The sequence below is a fragment of the Exiguobacterium sp. AT1b genome (assembly GCF_000023045.1).
In the GTDB taxonomy this organism is placed as follows: domain Bacteria; phylum Bacillota; class Bacilli; order Exiguobacteriales; family Exiguobacteriaceae; genus Exiguobacterium.
In genome coordinates this window covers 1,164,112-1,183,707 of the sequence record NC_012673.1, presented here as the reverse complement: position 1 = coordinate 1,183,707, position 19,596 = coordinate 1,164,112, and the positions used below count along the sequence as shown (strand labels likewise).

The window sequence follows — 19,596 nt, the reverse complement described above, 5'->3', positions numbered from 1 at the left end:
GGTGAAGCACATGAAAACAATTTTTGTGACAGGTGGCGCGGGGTACATCGGGACACACACGACCGTTCAATTACTTGAGGCAGGATACGAGGTCATTATTTTGGATAACCTGTCCAACAGCCGACAAGAGGCAATCCAGCGAATCGAGATCCTGACGGGGAAAACGGTCACCTTATACGTGGGCGATATTCGAGATCAGGAATTGCTCGATGAAATCTTCTCGACGCACTCGATTCATGCGGTCGTTCACTTCGCCGGTCTAAAGGCAGTCGGCGAATCTGTCAGTCAACCACTTCACTACTATGACAACAACGTGGCCGGGACGCTCGTCTTATTGCGGATGATGGACCAGTACGGGATCAAACGTATCGTCTTCAGTTCATCGGCGACCGTTTACGGAATCCCGACCACATCACCGGTCGATGAATCGTTCCCACTCAGTGCGACTAATCCGTATGGACGAACGAAGCTGATGATTGAAGAGATGTTGCGCGACCTCTATACGGCCGATCCGTCGTGGTCGATTGCGATTCTTCGCTATTTCAATCCGATTGGCGCTCACGACTCCGGGACGATTGGAGAAGATCCGTTCGATGTCCCGAACAACTTGATGCCATACATCACACAAGTTGCAGCCGGACGTCTGAAAGAACTTCAAGTGTTCGGAGATGACTATCCGACGCATGACGGGACAGGCGTGCGCGACTATATCCATGTCGTGGATTTGGCGCTTGGTCATTTAAAGGCGTTGGAGTATGTAGGGAATCACGTGGGAGTGGAGGCGTTCAATCTCGGGACCGGGAAAGGATACAGCGTCCTCGATTTGCTTCAAACGTTCCAACAGGAGAGCGGACAGACGATTCCTTATCAAATCACGGGTAAGCGAGACGGAGACGTCGCGGCGATTTTTGCCGACCCGCAAAAGTCGAAGGCCATTCTCGGCTGGGAGGTACGACATGACATCGAAGCGATGTGTCGGGACGCCTGGCGTTGGCAATCGAATAATCCTAAAGGATACAGTGAATAAGCTTTATAAGTAGGCGGTCATCACACGATGGCCGTCTCTTTTTGTATTAGAAAGAGTGGTGAACGGGAACACCTAATGGAACATCATTTTACTTAGGAGGGATCGAATGAAAGCCTTGTTTTTGAACTGTACGTTAAAAGGTGGCGACACGACGTCGCATACGGAAGGATTGATTCGTGACATCATCCCGCACTTCGATGCGCTCGATGTTGAATCTGAGATCGTTCGGATCGTCGATTACAACGTCGCGTTCGGTGTAACGGAAGATGAAGGGGATGGGGACGAGTGGCCACAGATTTTTGAGAAAGTGAAGGTCGCGAACATTGTCGTGATCGGGACACCGCTCTGGCTCGGGGAGAAGAGTAGCGTCGCCACCCAAGTGATTGAACGTCTATACGGCGGTAGCGGACTGACGAATAAATCGGGACAGGCGATCTACTACAACAAGGTCGGTGGAGTCGTCGTCACGGGGAATGAGGACGGGGCGAAACACGCCTGTGCTTCGATTCTATATGGATTGTCCCACATCGGTTTCACCGTGCCACCGAACGTCGACACATATTGGGTCGGAGAAGCGGGACCGGGTGACTCGTACCTCGATGCTGGACGAGAAAATGAATTCACGAAGTCTCATGGCAAGACGATGGCATATAACCTCGTCCATTTTGCGAGAATGCTTAAAAACCATCCCATTCCGGCAGAAGGGAATACGATGGAATGAAACATACGGAGGAACAACCATGAACACCTTTCCGAATAAGACTCAATATTATCAAATGATTGAACTCTTTGAGAAAGCCAATTGGAACTTTCTAAATGACCATCTAATGTTACTAGAAAGTCAGGTTTCTGAAAGGACGATGTGTGGTCAGCTCCAAATCAATATCAATGATTTAATAAGGAACGATAAATTTTTTGAAAGGTATTATGTAGATGTAGAATACAATCGAAATGTGGAAAGAAGGATTAAGAGAATCCGAAATGATCGATATGAAAAAGTGAATATCACTTGTGATTTGATTGTGCATAGTCGAGGGAAGAATTTGAAACAGGATAATTTAATCGCCCTTGAAATGAAAAAAATCTTTCAAAACGATTTAAAACAGCAACAAAAAATCATTGAGGATAAAGAGCGTTTAACTGCGTTGACTCGACCGAGTTACGGTGAAGAGTGGCAACACGATGGTCAAAGTCTACCTGATTTTGTATGTCGATTTATATTAGGTATCTACTATGAAATCAATTATTTAAACCATCAAATTTATATTCAATATTATCGGGGTGGAGAAATGGTGAATGATCAAGTCATTGACTTCGATAGGATTGGATTATAAAAAAGAGCCTCACCTTGAGTGAATCAGGTGAGGCTTCATGAATGTGTACTATTCTTTCTTCTCCACCGCATGCCCACCGAACTCGTTCCGTAAGGCCGCGACGACCTTGCCCGAGAACGTATCGTCTTGAAGCGAGCGTTGACGCATCATGAGGGAGAGCGCGATGACAGGCGTCGGGACGTCGTACTCGAGTGCCGTCTCGACCGTCCACTTGCCTTCACCGGACGCATGCATGACCCCACGGATGTCGTTGAGCTTCGCATCTTTCGAGAAGGCACTCTCCGTCAACTCCATGAGCCAAGAGCGAATGACCGAGCCGTGGTTCCACACACGTGAGACATCTTCATAGTCATAGTCGAACGGACTCTTCTCGAGCACCTCGAACCCTTCTGCGATCGCCTGCATCATCCCATACTCAATCCCATTATGCACCATCTTCAAAAAGTGACCACTTCCACTTGGTCCCGCATACAGATAACCGTGGTCGGTCGAGACGTCTTGGAAGAGCTGTTCGATTTTTCCGAACGCTTCCAAGTCGCCTCCAATCATCGTACACGCTCCGTGACGGGCACCTTCCATCCCACCACTCGTCCCGACATCGAACAAATAGATTAGTTTTTCTTTAAAGTGCTCGGAACGTCGCATTGACTCCTTGTAGTTCGAGTTTCCTCCATCGATGACGATGTCACCTGGGGAGAGAAGATGGTGCAAGTCGTTCAAGACGTGCTCGGTCACGTCACCCGCTGGCACCATCACCCAGACGACGCGAGGGGCCTGAAGCGTGGAAACGACCTCCTGCAAAGAGTCTTTCGTCTCAAATTGACTCGTCGATACGTTTCCCGGGTCATACCCGACGACACGATGCCCATTGTCTGTCAAATTCAGAGCCAAATTGAGACCCATTTTACCAAGTCCGATCATACCGATTTCCATTCGTTCCACCCCATTTGTAAGATTTAGTCCTCTATAGGGCATACCCGAAATAACGATTGCTCAAAAGGACAGGTTGCCCGAGATGTAGAATGATATAAGTGCAGAAGTGATGAGAGGAGGGTGGCGATGTTTGAAAGTATGTTTCGACTGGCCGTGGACGTCAGGCATCGATTCAAAGACCATCACATTAATGATTATAGTGCCACACTGGCGTTTTTTTGGTTTTTAGCCATCTTTCCGACGTTTGTCGTCCTCTTCGCCGTGATGGCATGGTTTCAAATCGATGACGCGCTTCTCATCGAGCAGATTGAAACGCTCATTCCCGGTTCAAGTGTGCGTGAGCTGTTATCCATCGTCTATGATGTGAGCGGAAACTTGAACGGTGGATTGTTATCGGTCAGTGCCATCATCGCGTTTTGGTCCGCTTCGAACGGGACGGCACGACTCGTCAAGCTGACGGTGTTCGCATATGGGGAGACGGAAGCGCGTGGCTATATCTTCCGACGGTTGATCGGGTTGCTCGTGATTTTAGCAGGGAGTATCGGGGCGGTCATCTTGATCGTGTTTCATCTATTCGGTCAAGAGTTTGTCGAACTGATTTATGCCCTCTATCCACAAGTTGAGGAATTCGACCGCTTGTCGACGGTGACGCGTTATACGGTCTCGACCATCATTTTGATCATCGCGTTCTCCCTCTTTTATAAAATCGCGCCACAGCAGCGAGTGCGCTTCATCGAAACACTTCCCGGAGCCGTGTTTGCGGTCATCTCGTGGCAATTGCTGTCGACCGGATACAGCATCTATGTCGAACGTTTCTCGATTCTCGGGGATACGTATGGCACGATCGGTGCGGTCATCCTGCTACAGATTTGGCTCTATCTGACGGCGGCGACGATGCTGATCGGGGCAGAAATCAATGCAGCCTGGCCCTACCATATGACCCGTCAACCGATCCGGACCCATTTCCCGTAACAAAAAAAGGGATATCATGATTATTCTTTGTGAACATGCTTTAAAACAACCCGTGGCATGGGAATAAACTAGTACAATTTCACGGAAGAAGGTGTGGCCACATGGCGAAACATCGTAAACCATCGAAGTGGAAAATCGTACTAGGGGTTGTAGCAGGCGTCATGGCCTTGGTGCTCATCACAGGTGGCGCGTTCGTCTGGTCAATGGTAAAAGAAGTCGATGACACCGTCGCACAAGTGAATGACAACTTGAACATCAGCAAAGAGCGTAAACAGGTCGAGACCATTGAACGCAAAGAGTCGGTTTCCATTCTCTTGCTTGGAATCGACCGACGCGGGACCGAACAGGGACGAAGTGACTCAATCATCGTGCTGACACTCAATCCGGAGCTCGATGAAGGCGCGATGCTCTCGATTCCTCGGGATACATTGACCGAAATCGTTGGGAAAGGGACGCGCGATAAGATCAATCACGCCTATGCGTTCGGAGGGGCCGAAATGGCTATGAATACGGTCGAGAATTTCCTCGAGATCCCAATCGATTATGTCATCGAGACGGATATGGAGGCATTCAGCGACGTGGTGGATGCACTCGGAGGCATCACGGTCATGAATAAATTCGCGTTCTCGACAGAAGATTACACGTTTCCCGTCGGTGAAGTGACGCTAGACGGAGAAGCGGCACTCGATTATACGCGGATGCGCTATAACGATCCAAACGGTGACTTCGGTCGTCAAGAACGTCAGCGGGATGTCGTCGCCGCCATCATTGAAAAAGGACGGACGGACTTCTCGCTAGACAAGGTCACTGCCTTACTGGAGGTCGTCGGTGACCAGGCGAAGACGAATATCGAACTCAATGAATTCGTCTCATTGTCGACGGACTATATGAACGCGTTCCGCAATGCGAGTGTGTTACGGCTCGAGGGGGCTGGCGGATTAGCGGGGGACGGGATCTATTACTGGAATCCGGATTCTACTTCGTTGAATGGCGTTCGGGAAGAGTTGCAACGATTGATGGAGTAAGCTGTCTGACTCAAGTCGGACAGTTTTTTTGTGTTTCAAAGGGGACGGAAAGTGGGAGAAATAAAGAGATGCCAAGGAGGGATGAGTCATGAAATGGGAAACGATTGAAGAGGTGCTTCACGAACTCGGGGAGACCTCACAAGAAAAGTGGGAGCAGTTATTTGAAAAGTGGTCGGATCATCGTTGGCACGACCATGAGCGTCCGTCTGAAAAAACAAACGTCTTGTTGATGGATGCCGGGTTTATTCTGACGGACGGTCGAGCGAACCTCGAGGCTCTCCATCAATGGTTAGCCGATCACGTCCAAACGACGGTGAGTGATCTTTATCTCGTCTCTCTTTTCCCATATCAACCGAAACAACAGGACACGGCGATCGACTCGCGGGTGCAACTATTCGAAGACTTAGGACGTTTCACCGACACGTTCGATTTGATTTACGAGATGACGCCTGAAGCATGGAATGAGGCGCAATTCGACCTTGTCACCGTAACGGATGAACTGATCGAACGTCTAGCGTACGGAGCGACGAAAATCCGCGTCCATGTCGAGTCGTTTCGTGGAATGGAGCCGGAACGAGTCAAACACATCCTCAAGCTATGGCGGACGGTCATGCATACGTATAAGCCGAATGCGCAGCTGATTATCGCCAATGAGCGTGTGGATTCTGCCCTCATCTATGAGGCGGAAGCGGACGTCGTCTGCCATTTCGACTTATCCAGCCATGTGATTTTAGCGTTTGCGCAGGCGGATGTGACACGTTTGAGTGATTGGGCGAGTCAGGTGCATCCGCTGAGAGCCGATCAAACCTATTTCAATTTCCTCTCTTCGGCGGAACGTGATCCGTTTGAGAAAAATCTGATGGACACTAACCCAGATGTGATTCTCGCAGCCCACAGTGTATTGTTGTCGCTTCAAGGGATTCCGTTGATTGATTACCGAACTTTATTTGGGGTGTCGCAACCGGTTGAACAGGAAGATCTCGTCCGAGCATTGAAACGCGATCCAGATCGACTTCGTGTTTATGAAGGGATATTGAGCCAATTGAATGTGAAACGACTCCAACCTGCCTTGTCACCGTATACCGACCAAGAGATCGTACGTCTCGACCGCCGCGTATTCGCCGTCAAGCGGAAGCACCAAGGAGAGACCCTCCTGTTATTGACGAACATGAGTGAGGAGACGGTGCAGACGGATTGCGAAGGAACGAGTCTCTTTACAGAAGAATGGATGAGCCATGTGACGCTTCGCCCATATGAATACGTTTGGATAAAACAAAAACACACTGGAGAGTGAATCCTCATGATTGATGTACATTGTCATTTGTTGCCTGAGGTAGACGACGGACCACGCACGATGGAAGCGTCCTTGCAACTCGCGAGGCGTGCAGTCGAAGAAGGGGTGACGTCGATTGTCGTGACACCACACGCGTATCATCCGTACTTCGAGACGCAGCATCATGACATCACGAAAGAAGTCGCGCATCTACAACAACGACTCGATGAGGAACAGATTCCCTTGACCTTGTATGTCGGGCAAGAGATTCGAATCTTTGGGGAGTTGATTGATGCGCTCGAGTCTGGGGAGGCACACTCGCTCGCCGGGTCCCGCTATGTGCTGGTGGAACTACCGAGTCAAAGTCTGCCTGCTTATACAGAGTCCTTATTCTTTCAACTACAGGCGGCTGGATACGTTCCGGTCATCGCGCATCCAGAGCGGAATCGTGAGTTTGCACTCCATCCCGAAAAATTGCATCATCTCGTATCAGCGGGTGCGTTGTCGCAAGTGACGACAAGCAGTTTGACAGGGCAGTTCGGAAGACAGGTCCGAGAGCTCGCGCTTACGTTCATCAGTAACGGGTTGAGTCACATCGTCGCCTCCGATGCCCATAACGTGGAACATCGTGATTTCAATTGGTTAGCGGCAAGACAGGAAGTCATCAATGAACTTGGAGAAGAGATGTGGCAACAGCAGCTCCGCTTTACGGAGGCGATATTAGCCGATGAACCGATTGCGGTGAATCCGCCTCATTTGCCAGAAAAAAACTGGCGAGGGCGCTGGAAGTGGTAAATCAATTGCCCGATGACGGGGTAGAAAGGTGATGGCATGAAACAAGCGACGATTCAAAACGCCAACGGCATGATACTATCCGCCATTGACTATGGCTGTGCGATGACGGAACTGACGGCCCCGGACCGGGAAGGGAATTTTGACTCGGTCATCTTGAAGTACGGGGACGTCTCTCAATACTTAGAAAATCCCGTATATCTCGGGTTGGTCGTCGGGCGGATTGCCGGACGGATTCGTGACGCAGAGATTGAGGGTGTCGCTTTGACCCCAAGCGAGGCGCCCCATCATATCCACGGAGGTGACAAAGGCATCACGGCCCGTCACTGGGAGATGGACGCCGACGAACAGTGCATTCAGTTCACATATCTCAGTCCGGACGGGGAAGAAGGATACCCGGGGAACGTCTTCTTTAAAGTGTTATATGAGCTGACGGATGACAATGAACTGATTGTCACGATGACAGCGGAAACGGACCAACGGACGTGGGTCAACTTGAACCATCATAACTACTTCAATCTCGGCGGACGCCCGACCATCCACGACCATGAGCTGACGCTACCAGCCGATTTGGTCGGGGTGCTCGATGCAGAGTCACTACCGACAGGCGAGTTGCGGGATGTGAGCGGAACACCGTTCGACTTCCGAGACGGAAAAACGGTCCGAGAGGCGCTCGTGTCGGGAGACGAGGCGATTGAAAGGGCGAGCGGTCTCGATCATCCGTTTATCTTGAAGGATGAACCGATTCGATTGCATGACCCGGTGAGCGGACGGACGATGACGGTCGAAACGAATCAACCGGTCATGGTCGTTTATACGGGAAACTTCCTCAGTGAAGAGACACCGGTGACGCTCAATGGTCGACAGAAACATAGCGCGATTTGTCTCGAGGCACAGGCGTATCCGGACGCTCCGAATCATCCGGACATCGCGACCTCCATCGAACTGAAACCGGGTGAGCTCTATCACTCACGCACGGTGTATCGATTTGGGGTGGAATAAATTCATCACTACCATTCAAAAAGGAGGCAACCGATTTAAGTCGGTTGCCTCCTTTTTAATCAAGATTTAGTAGTTTGAACAGGAGTAGTGACGTCCGCCCCGTTCGTCGCAATCACTTGCTTATACCAATCGAAGCTCTTTTTCTTGGAACGTGTGAGCGTCCCGTTGCCTTCATTGTCTTTATCGACATAGATGAAGCCGTAGCGTTTCTTCATCTCACCGGTCGACGCACTCACCAAGTCAATCGGACCCCAGCTTGTGTAGCCGATGATCTCGACACCGTCCTTGATGGCCTCGTGCATCTGTTCGATATGTTTCGCCATATAGTCGATGCGATAATCGTCTTCGACATATCCAGTCGCATCCGGTGTATCGACGGCACCGAGTCCGTTCTCGACGACGAATAGCGGCTTTTGATAGCGGTCATACAGTTGGTTCGCCGTGATCCGGAAACCGGTCGGGTCAATTGTCCAGCCCCATTCCGATTTCTCGAGGAACGGGTTCTCAAGTGAACTGAAAATGTTTCCTTCGGTCGACTGATTTATCTCTGGATCCGTACTCGTCGTCCGACTTGCATAATAGCTGAAGCCGATGTAGTCGACCGTATGCTCTTTCAACAGTTCGAGGTCACCTTCTTCTATCTGAAGCGTAATACCTTGCTCCTCGAGATATCGTTTGGCATATCCCGGGTACTCTCCACGTGATTGGACGTCGATGAAGAAGAACGATTCACGGTCTTTGTCCATTGCATCTAACACATCATTCGGGTTACACGAATAGGCATACGTTTGACCAGCAGCAAGCATACAACCCACCTGTAGATCAGGATTGATTTCGTGGGCTGCTTTGACGGCTTTCGCACTCGCGACGAGTTGATGATGGGCCGCCTGATATTTCACTTGTTGCTTGTCTTCTCCGTCCTCGAACACGATGCCCGCTCCAATGAATGGGAGGTGGAGTAGCATATTGATCTCGTTGAACGTCATCCAATACTTCACTTTACCGTTGTAGCGGGTGAAGAGGGTCTTCGCATATGTCTCGAAGAAGTCGACGACTCGTCGATTGCGCCAGCTTCCATATTTTTTGATCAAGCTGACAGGTACATCGAAGTGAGCGATTGTCACGACTGGTTCAATCCCATGTTTTAATAGTTCATCGAAGACATCATCATAAAACTGCAAACCTTCCTCGTTCGGCTCCACGTCATCTCCGTTCGGGAAGATTCTTGACCATGCGATCGAGAGGCGAAGCGCCTTGAATCCCATCTCAGCGAATAAAGCGATGTCTTCTTTGTAGCGATGGTAAAAATCAATCGCTTCATGCGAAGGATAAAACTCTCCGGGCATAGGTTCTAATGATGGCAGTTCTCCAAACATGACATCGAAGCGTTTTTTACCCGTCGGCAACAAGTCGACGGTAGTTAAACCTTTTCCCCCTTCTGCATAAGCGCCTTCTGCTTGGTTGGCGGCAATGGCGCCACCCCATAAAAATCCTTTTGGAAAACTCATCGTATCCATCCTTTCTATATTAGTGGGAGGAAAAATCCTCCCACTTGATTCATTAGATGATGAAAATCGGATCGCCCGTCTGGACATGTGAGGCGTAGTTTGGTGAGAGTGCTTTTCGGTTCGTGACAATCACAGGTGTCGTCAACGCACGACCTGATTGCTTGATCGCGTCGATATCGAAATCGATCAGCAGTTGTCCTTTTTCGACAAATTCACCTTGTGTGACGTGTGCTTTGAAATGCTTCCCTTCTAATTGAACGGTATCCATACCGATGTGAATGAGGATTTCAGCCCCTGACTCCGTCGTGATGCCGATGGCGTGATGTGTCGGGAAGAGAGCGGACACCGTACCGGAAACCGGGGCGATGAGTTTCCCTTCTGTCGGTTCGATGGCAACACCTTGACCGAGCGAACCGGATGAGAAGGCGACATCCGAGATATCTTTCAAACGGACGACAGTTCCTTTGAGCGGGCTAACGACTTGTTCCTGACCGACAGTTGTCGCGGATACTTCTTTGGCGACCGGTGTGACATCAGGTTGCGGTGTCGCAGCGGCCGCTTTATTGACGCCGCCGAAGAGGTAAGTCAAGACAAATCCGACGACGAAGGCGACAGCTGTCCCAATCAATGAGCCATAGAAACCGGTCGTGATGCCTTCCGGTGAGATGTTTGATGGGTAACCGAAGACTCCGAGACCCCCGATGATATACACTTGTGTCCCCATGATTCCCATGATTCCACCACCGACCGCACCACCGATACAACTCATGATGAATGGTTTCTTGAGGGGGAGCGTCACCCCATAAATAGCGGGTTCCGTGACACCGAAGATACCTGAGATAAAGGCCGGAATACTGAGTGTTTTGATTTTCTGATTTTTAATTTTCAAGAAGACGGCGAGTACGGCACCAATCTGAGCGAACGATGCTGCAAAGATGAGTGCGAGTACAGGGTCCGATCCGAGTGACGTCAAGTTGTTGATGGCGACTGGAACGAGTCCCCAATGAAGACCGAAGATGACAAACACTTGCCATAATCCACCGAGGAACAGGCCGGCGACGAGTGGACTCAGGTTATATACAGCGACCGTTGCGCTACCGAGCAGCATTCCTGCCCAAGTCGCGATTGGTCCAATCAGGATGAATGTGAGCGGTACGACGATGAGCAATGTAAGAAGTGGAACGATGAACATTTTGACAACGTCCGGAATGACGGTTTTTAAGAAGTTTTCAAGTTTCGCTGCAAAGAAGGCGGCGATGATAATCGGAATGACGGAAGTCGAGTACGTCATCAAGATGACGGGGATGCCGAGGAACGTGATATGAACCGGCGACTCGAACATGGTTCCAGCGAAGACCGTATAGAGGGGGTCTCCAGCAGTGAGCGTCGATAAGGTCGGGTAGACGAGGGACGCTCCAATGGCCATTCCGATAAACGGACTTCCACCGAACTTCTTAATGGCCGTATAGCCAAGGAAAATCGGGAAGAAGTAGAACAGCGAATCTCCGATGGCATTTAACAATTGATACGTACCGGATGTATTATCGAGCCAACCGAGTGCGACGAACAGGGCATTGAACCCTTTGATCATCCCGGTCGCGGCTAAGACACCGAGCACAGGCGTGAAGATGCTAGAGATGATATCGATGAAACGGCTGAACAACGATCCCTTTGGAGCGTTTTCATCTTCAATCGGTGATTGTTGTTGGAATCCACCGACTTCGACGACTGCCTTATAGACCTCAGGTACATGATTGCCGATGACCACTTGATATTGGCCACCGCTCTTCATGACAGTGACGACCCCGTCCATGTTTTTGATTGTTTCAGTATCTGCTTTTTGTTCATCTTTTAATTTGAAACGCAAACGGGTGATACAGTGGACGACGCTATTGACGTTCTCTTTCCCGCCAACATGTTGAATAATATCGCGTGCGAGCTGTTCATATTTCATGTCCGTTCCCTTCCTTTTCCCATAATTTTGGTTTGCGTCAAATAAAAAACCTGACCCGTGTCAAATGAAGAACGTGAGATCACGTCATTCATCCGACTCGAGTCAGGTTATGCCCACTAAAGGTAACATTCCTGCGCAGGATACCGTTCAGTTGTTATTTGATAATTGAAATGTAGCATGCAGCAATTCAAAATGTCAACGCTTACATTTTACTTTTTTTGTTTTTCGACCCTCCCTACAACGTAAAAGAAGAAAGCGGAACGGCATCATGACATGATGTTGCGAAAAAATGATAAATCCTTCTTTCCAATTATCAAGATGAAGGGGGTAAGAAGGTACTACAGTTAACCTGCGCCTGATTTCGGTCATTTAATCTGTCTGTAGGGAGGAAACCAACATGAAGGAACAAACGACAATCGTGGGCGATCTCGTGGAAGTTCTCAAGAAAAGTAAGAAGTGGATGTTCGTGAGTATGGTTCTCGTCGGACTCCTGGCTTACTATGTGAGCACTTCATTCATCCAGCCGAAATATGAGGCGTCCACACAAGTTCTACTCGTTACACAACAAGAAGACAACCGCGTAGACAGTTCGGAAGTGTTATCCTCGCTCTCACTTGTCAATACGTATCGCGTCATCATGAAGAGTCCGGCTGTTCTTGAGAAAGTCAAAGAACAGGTGCCGAACGCACCAGACCCGCTCTCGGAGGCACTCACCGTAGAAAGTGAAGAGGAATCGCAAGTCATCAATGTGTTCGTTACCGCGAACGACCCCGTCGTAGCAGCGGAAACGGCCAATGTGATCAGTGAAGTGTTCGTTTCTGAAATCCCGGATCTGATGAACATCGACAACGTTCGAATTTTATCTCCAGCCGAAATTCCGGAGGCGCCGGTCTCGCCGAACGTGCTACTCAATACGGCGATCGGTCTATTCGCCGGATTCCTGTTAGGTGGATTCATCGGTCTATTACGCCACGTCTTTGATAAACGAATCCGGAACGAGCAAGAAGCGGAACGGTTGCTGGACTTGCCGGTCATCGGGTCGATTCCGACAATCGAACGTCGGGATTTGAAAACGAAAAATGTGAAGGAAGCGACACCCCAAGTGAAAGGAGACGTTTCGCATGTTCGGTCGAAAAAAGAACGCCAATCGTCTTGATTATAAAAAACGGGATCTCGTCACGTTGGCGAATCCGAAGTCACCGATCTCTGAACAATATCGGACGATACGGACCAATCTGGAGTTCACGTCCGTCGGCCATAAGTTACAGATGATTACGATCACTTCCGCTTCGTCTGGGGAAGGGAAGTCGACCACGGCGGCAAACCTAGGGGTCGTTTATGCGCAACTCGGAAAAAATGTCGTCATCATCGATTGTGATATGCGAAAACCAACGGCACACCAAACGTTTCAGATGTCAGCACGTGCGGGATTGTCTACCGTATTGGCCGGTCGCGTCACGCTCGAACACGCGCTTCAAAAAACGGATATTCCGCGTCTGACTTTGCTTGCGGCCGGTCCGATTCCACCGAATCCGACCGAACTGATCGCCTCGTCACGCATGACGGACCTCCTCAGTGATTTGCGTGAACAGTTTGATATCGTGATCGTCGACACGCCTCCGATGATGCACGTCGCCGATGCTCGACTGTTGGCCAACGTATCCGACGGGACGATTCTCGTGATCGGCTGCGAGAACTCAGATCGTCAGCTCGTCCTGAAGGCGAAAGAGCAACTTGAACGGACCGGGTCACAACTTCTCGGACTCGTCCTCAACAAGCGTTCTTCTCGTGATACGAACACCTACTACGCATACGAGTGAGGTGTCAGACATGAATATTCTTCACATCAATGCCATCAACGAAGTGAAAAGCACCGGTCGGATGTGTAAAGAGCTCGCATCCGTTCATGCCTCTTATGGACACCACGTCCGAATCGCCCATGCGACCGGGCCAGTGACCGAGACGAGTGTGGTGGTTGGACAGGCGTGGGAAACGAAGCGACATGCGCTCCACGCCCGCGTGACGGGGCGTCAAGGATATATGTCCAAACGATCGACCGCTGACTTGATCGCTTTCATGGACGGCTTTCGGCCGGACGTAGTTCACCTTCATAATCTTCACGCCAATTACCTTCATCTTCAGACGCTGTTTGAGTATTTGGCGAAGCGGGACATCGCCACCGTCATGACGCTTCACGACTGCTGGCTATTCACCGGGAAATGTACGCACTACACGGCGGTCGGGTGTGAGCGCTGGAAGGACGGATGTGGACAGTGCCCGCTCTTAAAAAAAGACATCCCGAGCTGGTTTTTAGACCGGACCGGAGAGATGTTGGCGGACAAGCGACAATGGTTCGATGCCATCCCTCGCTTGGCAGTAGTCGGAGTGTCGGATTGGATCACGATGGAAGCCCACTTCTCGATTTTGCAACATGCGTCCATCATTCGTCGTATCCACAACTGGGTCGATTTGGAGACGTTCACGCCGAAAGAGCCAGGCCCACTTCGGGCACGCCTCGGGTTGACGGGACAACACATTCTTCTCGGGGTGGCGAGCCATTGGACCGAGGCGAAAGGACTGTCTGCCTTCATGGAGTTGGCCAAAGCCAGACCGTCCGACCAAATCGTCTTAGTCGGACAGCTGCCAGAACAACATGACCTGCCGGCGAACGTGCTTCACATTCAAGAGACGCATGACCCGAGCGAATTGGCTTCGTACTATGCCGCGGCAGACGTCTTGTTGAACCTGTCAGAGGAAGAGTCATTTGGAAACGTGACGGCAGAGGCGCTCGCATGCGGCACGCCAGTCCTCGTCCTCGATTCCACGGCCAGTCCGGAACTCGTGACCGAACGGACCGGCGTCGTCGTCGCCACACGATCGGTCAACGATGTGATGGACGGACTCGATCGTCTCCATCACGCCTCGATCTCACGAATCGCTTGTGCGAACGAAGCGCGTCAACGGTTCGACTTGTTCGACCGGGCACAGGATTACCTGCACGTGTACGAGGAGCTGCAAACCGAGAAAGTGAGGAACGCCTTATGACACCACTCGTATCCATCATCATCCCAGTCTATAACGGGAGTGATTATTTACGGACTTGTATCGACAGCGCCTTGGCCCAGACGTATCCAGCGATTGAAGTGATCGTCGTCAACGACGGCTCGACCGATGAGGGAAAGACGGCGGCGATCGCCACAAGTTACGGCAATCAAATTCGCTACGTGGAAAAGGAGAATGGGGGCGTCTCGAGTGCGTTGAATCGTGGAATTGAAGAGATGAGCGGAGACTACTTCTCTTGGCTCAGCCACGATGACGTGTATGCGCCGACAAAGATCGAACGACAGCTCGATGTGATGCGCGAGCAACATCTCCCGATGAACCAGACGATCGTCGTGACAGGGACGGCGTTCATTGACGAAAAGGGGGAGGCGATTCGACGGGTGCAACGGAAAGTGAGCGGATTCTATTCGAGTCAGGACATGTTCCGTCACTTGTTGTTGTCGTCGACTTTGAACGGATGCGCGCTCTTGATTCCGCGACAAGCGTTCGAACATCGGCGTTTCTCGCTAGAGGACCGCTTCATCCAAGACTGGATCTGCTGGGTCGAGTTGGCGCTCGACGGGTTCGACTTTTACGTCATGCGTGAGCCGCTCGTCTATTCACGGATTCACGGCGAGCAACAGACGAAAAAAATCGCACACCGGGCCACGATGGAATCGAATCGCTATCTGAAGCGGCTACTCCAGGACGTCGAGGTCCGTGATAACGGAGAGGAATTGACCGCTATCATTCTGAAGCACACGTTCAAGGAAAATGCGGCGGACGTACGGGAACAGTACTTAACGACACATGATGTGAATCGTTACTTTGGACCGATGGAATATCGGTGGCTCCGCTGGAACGGCATCTTGTTTTCAAATCTGCTGTCTCTATATCGGGGAATGACCAATCTGATCTATCGCTAGAAAGGAGGGATTGAGATGACGATCTATTTAGTCAATATGGCGCTGTTGGTCGGTTGGGGAATGTTGTTAATCCGTCACGAGATTCCGAGTCGCCGGGCTTGGTTCGTATCTTTCGCCACGATTCAATGGATCGTCTTGTCAGGCTTCCGAGACGTCACGGTCGGGGCCGATACCGCGCAGTACAAGGCACTCTTCCTTCAGTCGCAAACGTTGCCGCTCGGTGCGTTCACCGACCGCTTCTTTGAAATTGTCTTCACGGAGAGCGAGGACCCGGGGTTCTACCTGTTCCAACGTCTCATTCAGTACGTGATCACGGACTATCAAGTGTATCTCGTGCTCATCGCGATGATCTTCATGATCCCGCTCGGCTATTTCATCTATAAATACTCGAGCGAACCGCTCATCAGTTTTCTGCTCTTTTCGGTCCTCTTCTACGAATTCTTTGCCGTCACAGGATTACGGCAAACGGTGGCGACCGCGCTCGTCGTGCTCGTCGGCTACCATTTCGTGCGGGCGCGGAAGTTGGGCTGGTTCCTCCTGCTCGTATGCATCGCCATGACGATTCATAAATCTTCGCTCATCTTCGTCCCGTTCTACTTTTTAGCGAACAAGCAACTGACCAAAGCGTATTTGATGACCATGTTCGGGGTCATCGTCGGATTGTTCGTCTTCCGGAATCCATTCTTCGACCTGCTCGTCCAAGTGTCTGGCTACGATACGTACAGCGCCATGGACGGGGCCGGGGCGGTCAACTTCAGTCTGATGTTGCTCTCCGTCCTCTTCGTGGCATTATGGCGGAAAGAGCAAATTCTAGCGAACAATCCATCCGCCATCCATTTCTTCAATGCGCTGTTGCTCGCCGCCTGTCTCTTGCCGTTGACGTTCTTGAACCCATCCATGATGAGGCTCGTCCAATACTTCTCGCTCTTCCTGCTGTTGATGATTCCGGAGATTGTCGGCACGTTCGAGCGGCGGGAACGACTCGTCGTCTATTACTCGGCGGTCATGTTGCTCGGTCTCTTGTTCATTCGCGAAGCGCCGGTTTATTCGTTCTTTTGGTAACACGAGGAGGTGAAGCATATGTCGACACGCATGACGCTAGACGAGGCAGCCAGTAACCGTAAAATCAAGATCGGGGCGGTCATGTCCTACACGCAGATCTTTTTCGGCATCTTATCCGGTCTCATCTATACGCCGTGGATGATTCATGAGATCGGGCAGGCGAGTTACGGGTTGTATATGCTGACCATCTCGCTCATCAGTATGTTCGCGATGGACTTCGGGCTCGATGCGGCCGTCTCACGATTCATGAGCAAGTATATGGCGGAGGGGGACCACGAGCGGGCAGGACGATTTTTAGGCATCGCCTATAAACTGTTCATCGCCATCTCACTCGTCCTCTTCCTCATCCTCACCGTCGTCTACTTCTTCTTGGACTCGATTTACTCGAGTTTGACGGCGACCGAGCTCGAACAGTTGAAAGTCCTCTATGTGATTGCGGGACTGTTCATCGTCGTCTCGTTCCCGACGAAGCCATTCTCTGGCATTCTCGTATCCCATGAACAATTCCTCTTCTCGAGTGCCCTGCATCTCGCTGAGAAGGTCGGGACGGTCGCCTTGATGGTCACTGCGCTTCTTCTCGGCTATGGGTTGTATGCCCTCGTCATCGTCAATGCGCTAGTCGGCACGATTGTCTTACTCATCGAGTACGTCTTCATTCGGCGTAAGACTCTCGTTCGTGCCAATTTTCAGAATCGAGAGAAGGGGATTTATCGGGACATCTTTAGCTTCACGTCCTGGAGCACGATTACGCTCGTCGCCCAACGCTTCGTGTTGAACATTACCCCGAGTCTACTGGGGATTCTAGCGGGCAGTGCCTCGATTGCCCTCTTTTCCGTCGGGATGGTCATCGAAGGGTATGTCTGGACCATCGCGGCCTCGCTCGGTTACTTATTCCTTCCGAAAGTCAGTCGGATGTTGTCCCGAAACGATCGCGAGGCCATCGGGTACCTCTTCGTCCGCATCGGTCGGATTCAACTGTATATCGTCGGACTCATCCTCGCCTCGTTCTTCATCCTCGGTCGCGAGTTCATGCACCTATGGGTCGGACCAGACTTCACCGACTCCTACGTCATCGCCCTTCTCTTGATTGCACCGAGTGTGATCACATTGACGCAAGACATCGGCAATACGACACTCATTGCCGAGAACAAAGTGAAGTATCGGGCGTTCGCTGCCCTCATCGTGGCCGCCATCAGTATGACGCTCTCACCACTGTTGATTCCACACTTTGGTCCGATTGGTGCGGCCATCGCCATTTGTATCGGCAACATCGTCGGACTCGTCTTCTATATGAACGTGATTTACCATCGGGTCCTCGGTCTCGACATCCTCGACTTTTTCCGCAAGTGCCATCTGAAGCTCTTGCCTGGTATTCTCCTGTACACGCTCATCGGCTGGGGAATCCAGTTCTTCTTCCCGTCCTCGAATTGGTTCGGCTTCGGGGTGAAGGGAATCGTGCTCATCAGTATTTACGCAATAATCATGTGGGGACTCGCATTTGATGAGACGGAGAAAGCCATGTTCCGCCAAGTGTTCGCTCAATTGAAACTACGCATCCTATCCATTCACCACACATCCTAGGAGGGAACAAGATGAAACGACTCAAGGTCATGACGATTGTTGGTACCAGACCCGAAATCATTCGATTGTCCGCCGTGATGGCACGTCTCGAAGCCTCCGAGGCAATCGACCATGTGCTCGTTCATACGGGACAAAACTATGACTATGAATTGAATCAGATTTTCTTTGAAGACTTCGGACTCCGGACACCGGACTATGTGTTAGACGCCTCAGCGGATGGTCCGATGGCGACGATTGGGAATATCCTCATCGCTATCGATCCCGTGCTCACGTCCGAACGTCCGGACGCGGTCTTGTTACTCGGGGACACGAACAGCTGTCTCGCAGCCATCGCCGCGAAACGCCACCACATCCCCATCTTTCACATGGAGGCGGGGAATCGCTGTTTTGACGAACGGGTCCCAGAGGAGACGAATCGTCGCATCGTCGACCATATCGCCGACATCAACCTGACCTATAGCGACATCGCACGCGAGTATCTGCTTCGTGAAGGGTTACCGGCGGACCGCATCATCAAGACGGGGAGCCCGATGTACGAGGTACTCCACCGTCAACGGGAGAAGATCGAACGGTCAGACGTGCTCGAGCGGCTCGACTTGGAGCGAGATGCCTATTTCGTCGTATCGGCCCATCGCGATGAAAACATCAGTGATGACGAGAACTTCTTTGATCTGGTAGATACGCTCAATGCGGTCGCGACCACGTATCAGCTCCCTCTCATCGTCAGCACCCACCCCCGGACGGCAAAACGTATTCGTGAGAGCGGGGTGCGTCTCCATCCGAACATTCGCACCCTCAAACCGCTCGGCTTCAGTGACTACGTCCACCTGCAACTCCATGCAAAGGCCGTGTTGTCGGACAGCGGAACCATTAGTGAAGAGAGCTCGATTCTTGGAATCAAAGGATTGAATATCCGACAAGCGCATGAGCGTCCGGAGGCGATGGAGGAAGGGGCGGCGATGATGGTCGGATTGAAGCGGGAGCGAGTGCTTCAGGCGCTTCGAATCTTAGAAGAGACGGATGGCTCGATGCGACTCGTGAGCGATTACGCCATGCCGAACGTCTCCGATAAAGTGCTCCGCATCTTGTTGTCCTACACGGACTATGTGATGCGAGAGGTGTGGAAACAGCACACGGTGTCGACCGAGAAGAAAGAGGTGTGAGC

18 protein-coding genes are annotated in these 19,596 nt (G+C 51.1%); 15 read left to right on the top strand and 3 right to left on the bottom strand.

Translation table 11 applies throughout. From position 1 onward, the window contains the following. Window positions 1-10 precede the first annotated feature (10 nt). The 3 genes from galE (at window position 11) to EAT1B_RS06005 (ending at window position 2,361) form a co-directional block, all read left to right on the top strand. On the top strand, window positions 11-1,027 hold the full coding sequence (gene galE, locus EAT1B_RS06015; protein ID WP_012727255.1) for a UDP-glucose 4-epimerase GalE: 1,017 nt from the start codon (window positions 11-13) through the stop codon (window positions 1,025-1,027). A gap of 106 nt (window positions 1,028-1,133) precedes the next feature. Next, window positions 1,134-1,748, top strand: coding sequence for a flavodoxin family protein (locus EAT1B_RS06010; protein WP_012727254.1), 615 nt, complete (start codon window positions 1,134-1,136; stop codon window positions 1,746-1,748). Between the two features lie 19 nt (window positions 1,749-1,767). Then, complete coding sequence (locus tag EAT1B_RS06005) at window positions 1,768-2,361, top strand: hypothetical protein (protein WP_012727253.1); 594 nt, start codon at window positions 1,768-1,770, stop codon at window positions 2,359-2,361. A gap of 48 nt (window positions 2,362-2,409) precedes the next feature. On the opposite strand, the gene gnd is transcribed toward EAT1B_RS06005, so the two are convergent. After that, entirely contained in the window at window positions 2,410-3,294 is an 885-nt protein-coding gene (gnd, locus tag EAT1B_RS06000) for a phosphogluconate dehydrogenase (NAD(+)-dependent, decarboxylating) (protein ID WP_012727252.1), read from the bottom strand. Between the two features lie 126 nt (window positions 3,295-3,420). Between gnd and EAT1B_RS05995 the strand changes: the two genes are divergently transcribed. The 5 genes from EAT1B_RS05995 to EAT1B_RS05975 all read left to right on the top strand — a co-directional run bounded on the left by EAT1B_RS05995 (window position 3,421) and on the right by EAT1B_RS05975 (window position 8,358). Then, window positions 3,421-4,266: a YihY/virulence factor BrkB family protein gene (locus EAT1B_RS05995; RefSeq protein WP_012727251.1), complete on the top strand. Its 846-nt coding sequence runs from the start codon at window positions 3,421-3,423 to the stop codon at window positions 4,264-4,266. 101 nt (window positions 4,267-4,367) lie between these two features. Further along, window positions 4,368-5,291 (top strand): LCP family protein, encoded by a 924-nt coding sequence (locus EAT1B_RS05990; RefSeq protein WP_012727250.1) that lies wholly within the window; start codon window positions 4,368-4,370, stop codon window positions 5,289-5,291. Window positions 5,292-5,379: 88 nt separating this feature from the next. Next, the gene (locus EAT1B_RS05985) at window positions 5,380-6,585 is read left to right on the top strand and encodes a hypothetical protein (RefSeq protein WP_012727249.1); all 1,206 of its coding nucleotides are present in this window, start codon (window positions 5,380-5,382) and stop codon (window positions 6,583-6,585) included. Between the two features lie 6 nt (window positions 6,586-6,591). Then, window positions 6,592-7,359 (top strand): tyrosine-protein phosphatase, encoded by a 768-nt coding sequence (locus EAT1B_RS05980; protein ID WP_012727248.1) that lies wholly within the window; start codon window positions 6,592-6,594, stop codon window positions 7,357-7,359. Window positions 7,360-7,395: 36 nt separating this feature from the next. Beyond that, window positions 7,396-8,358 carry an aldose epimerase family protein gene (locus EAT1B_RS05975; RefSeq protein WP_012727247.1) on the top strand — a complete coding sequence of 321 codons (963 nt, stop codon included), beginning with the start codon at window positions 7,396-7,398 and terminating at the stop codon, window positions 8,356-8,358. 59 nt (window positions 8,359-8,417) lie between these two features. On the opposite strand, the gene EAT1B_RS05970 is transcribed toward EAT1B_RS05975, so the two are convergent. Further along, window positions 8,418-9,875 carry a 6-phospho-beta-glucosidase gene (locus EAT1B_RS05970; protein ID WP_041917940.1) on the bottom strand — a complete coding sequence of 486 codons (1,458 nt, stop codon included), beginning with the start codon at window positions 9,873-9,875 and terminating at the stop codon, window positions 8,418-8,420. A 43-nt stretch (window positions 9,876-9,918) separates the two neighbouring features. Beyond that, window positions 9,919-11,820, bottom strand: coding sequence for a beta-glucoside-specific PTS transporter subunit IIABC (locus tag EAT1B_RS05965; protein WP_012727245.1), 1,902 nt, complete (start codon window positions 11,818-11,820; stop codon window positions 9,919-9,921). Between the two features lie 397 nt (window positions 11,821-12,217). Here EAT1B_RS05965 and EAT1B_RS05960 point away from each other — a divergent pair, with 397 nt between their 5' ends. The 7 genes from EAT1B_RS05960 to wecB are packed head-to-tail and all read left to right on the top strand — an operon-like array spanning window position 12,218 to window position 19,594. Further along, a complete protein-coding gene (locus EAT1B_RS05960; protein WP_047794883.1) occupies window positions 12,218-12,976 on the top strand; it encodes a YveK family protein in 759 nt (252 codons plus the stop codon). After that, complete coding sequence (locus EAT1B_RS05955) at window positions 12,942-13,640, top strand: CpsD/CapB family tyrosine-protein kinase (protein ID WP_041917939.1); 699 nt, start codon at window positions 12,942-12,944, stop codon at window positions 13,638-13,640. The genes EAT1B_RS05960 and EAT1B_RS05955 overlap by 35 nt, the downstream gene beginning before the upstream one ends. Window positions 13,641-13,650: 10 nt before the next feature. Further along, a complete protein-coding gene (locus EAT1B_RS05950) occupies window positions 13,651-14,865 on the top strand; it encodes a glycosyltransferase (RefSeq protein WP_012727244.1) in 1,215 nt (404 codons plus the stop codon). Beyond that, window positions 14,862-15,788 carry a glycosyltransferase family A protein gene (locus tag EAT1B_RS05945; RefSeq protein WP_012727243.1) on the top strand — a complete coding sequence of 309 codons (927 nt, stop codon included), beginning with the start codon at window positions 14,862-14,864 and terminating at the stop codon, window positions 15,786-15,788. Before EAT1B_RS05950 ends, EAT1B_RS05945 begins: the two co-directional genes overlap by 4 nt. Before the next feature lie 15 nt (window positions 15,789-15,803). Continuing rightward, window positions 15,804-16,850, top strand: coding sequence for an EpsG family protein (locus tag EAT1B_RS05940; RefSeq protein WP_012727242.1), 1,047 nt, complete (start codon window positions 15,804-15,806; stop codon window positions 16,848-16,850). Between the two features lie 18 nt (window positions 16,851-16,868). After that, complete coding sequence (locus EAT1B_RS05935) at window positions 16,869-18,431, top strand: oligosaccharide flippase family protein (protein ID WP_012727241.1); 1,563 nt, start codon at window positions 16,869-16,871, stop codon at window positions 18,429-18,431. Between the two features lie 11 nt (window positions 18,432-18,442). Further along, entirely contained in the window at window positions 18,443-19,594 is a 1,152-nt protein-coding gene (gene wecB / locus EAT1B_RS05930) for a non-hydrolyzing UDP-N-acetylglucosamine 2-epimerase (RefSeq protein WP_012727240.1), read from the top strand. Window positions 19,595-19,596: the final 2 nt, after the last annotated feature.

What these genes read in the sequence shown, in the direction of transcription:
- galE (WP_012727255.1), top strand. Translation starts at nt 11, where the DNA reads ATGAAAACAATTTTTGTGACAGGTGGCGCGGGGTACATCGGGACACAC.
- EAT1B_RS06010 (WP_012727254.1), top strand. Translation starts at nt 1,134, where the DNA reads ATGAAAGCCTTGTTTTTGAACTGTACGTTAAAAGGTGGCGACACGACG.
- EAT1B_RS06005 (WP_012727253.1), top strand. Translation starts at nt 1,768, where the DNA reads ATGAACACCTTTCCGAATAAGACTCAATATTATCAAATGATTGAACTC.
- gnd (WP_012727252.1), bottom strand. Translation starts at nt 3,294, where the DNA reads ATGGAAATCGGTATGATCGGACTTGGTAAAATGGGTCTCAATTTGGCT.
- EAT1B_RS05995 (WP_012727251.1), top strand. Translation starts at nt 3,421, where the DNA reads ATGTTTGAAAGTATGTTTCGACTGGCCGTGGACGTCAGGCATCGATTC.
- EAT1B_RS05990 (WP_012727250.1), top strand. Translation starts at nt 4,368, where the DNA reads ATGGCGAAACATCGTAAACCATCGAAGTGGAAAATCGTACTAGGGGTT.
- EAT1B_RS05985 (WP_012727249.1), top strand. Translation starts at nt 5,380, where the DNA reads ATGAAATGGGAAACGATTGAAGAGGTGCTTCACGAACTCGGGGAGACC.
- EAT1B_RS05980 (WP_012727248.1), top strand. Translation starts at nt 6,592, where the DNA reads ATGATTGATGTACATTGTCATTTGTTGCCTGAGGTAGACGACGGACCA.
- EAT1B_RS05975 (WP_012727247.1), top strand. Translation starts at nt 7,396, where the DNA reads ATGAAACAAGCGACGATTCAAAACGCCAACGGCATGATACTATCCGCC.
- EAT1B_RS05970 (WP_041917940.1), bottom strand. Translation starts at nt 9,875, where the DNA reads ATGGATACGATGAGTTTTCCAAAAGGATTTTTATGGGGTGGCGCCATT.
- EAT1B_RS05965 (WP_012727245.1), bottom strand. Translation starts at nt 11,820, where the DNA reads ATGAAATATGAACAGCTCGCACGCGATATTATTCAACATGTTGGCGGG.
- EAT1B_RS05960 (WP_047794883.1), top strand. Translation starts at nt 12,218, where the DNA reads ATGAAGGAACAAACGACAATCGTGGGCGATCTCGTGGAAGTTCTCAAG.
- EAT1B_RS05955 (WP_041917939.1), top strand. Translation starts at nt 12,942, where the DNA reads ATGTTCGGTCGAAAAAAGAACGCCAATCGTCTTGATTATAAAAAACGG.
- EAT1B_RS05950 (WP_012727244.1), top strand. Translation starts at nt 13,651, where the DNA reads ATGAATATTCTTCACATCAATGCCATCAACGAAGTGAAAAGCACCGGT.
- EAT1B_RS05945 (WP_012727243.1), top strand. Translation starts at nt 14,862, where the DNA reads ATGACACCACTCGTATCCATCATCATCCCAGTCTATAACGGGAGTGAT.
- EAT1B_RS05940 (WP_012727242.1), top strand. Translation starts at nt 15,804, where the DNA reads ATGACGATCTATTTAGTCAATATGGCGCTGTTGGTCGGTTGGGGAATG.
- EAT1B_RS05935 (WP_012727241.1), top strand. Translation starts at nt 16,869, where the DNA reads ATGTCGACACGCATGACGCTAGACGAGGCAGCCAGTAACCGTAAAATC.
- wecB (WP_012727240.1), top strand. Translation starts at nt 18,443, where the DNA reads ATGAAACGACTCAAGGTCATGACGATTGTTGGTACCAGACCCGAAATC.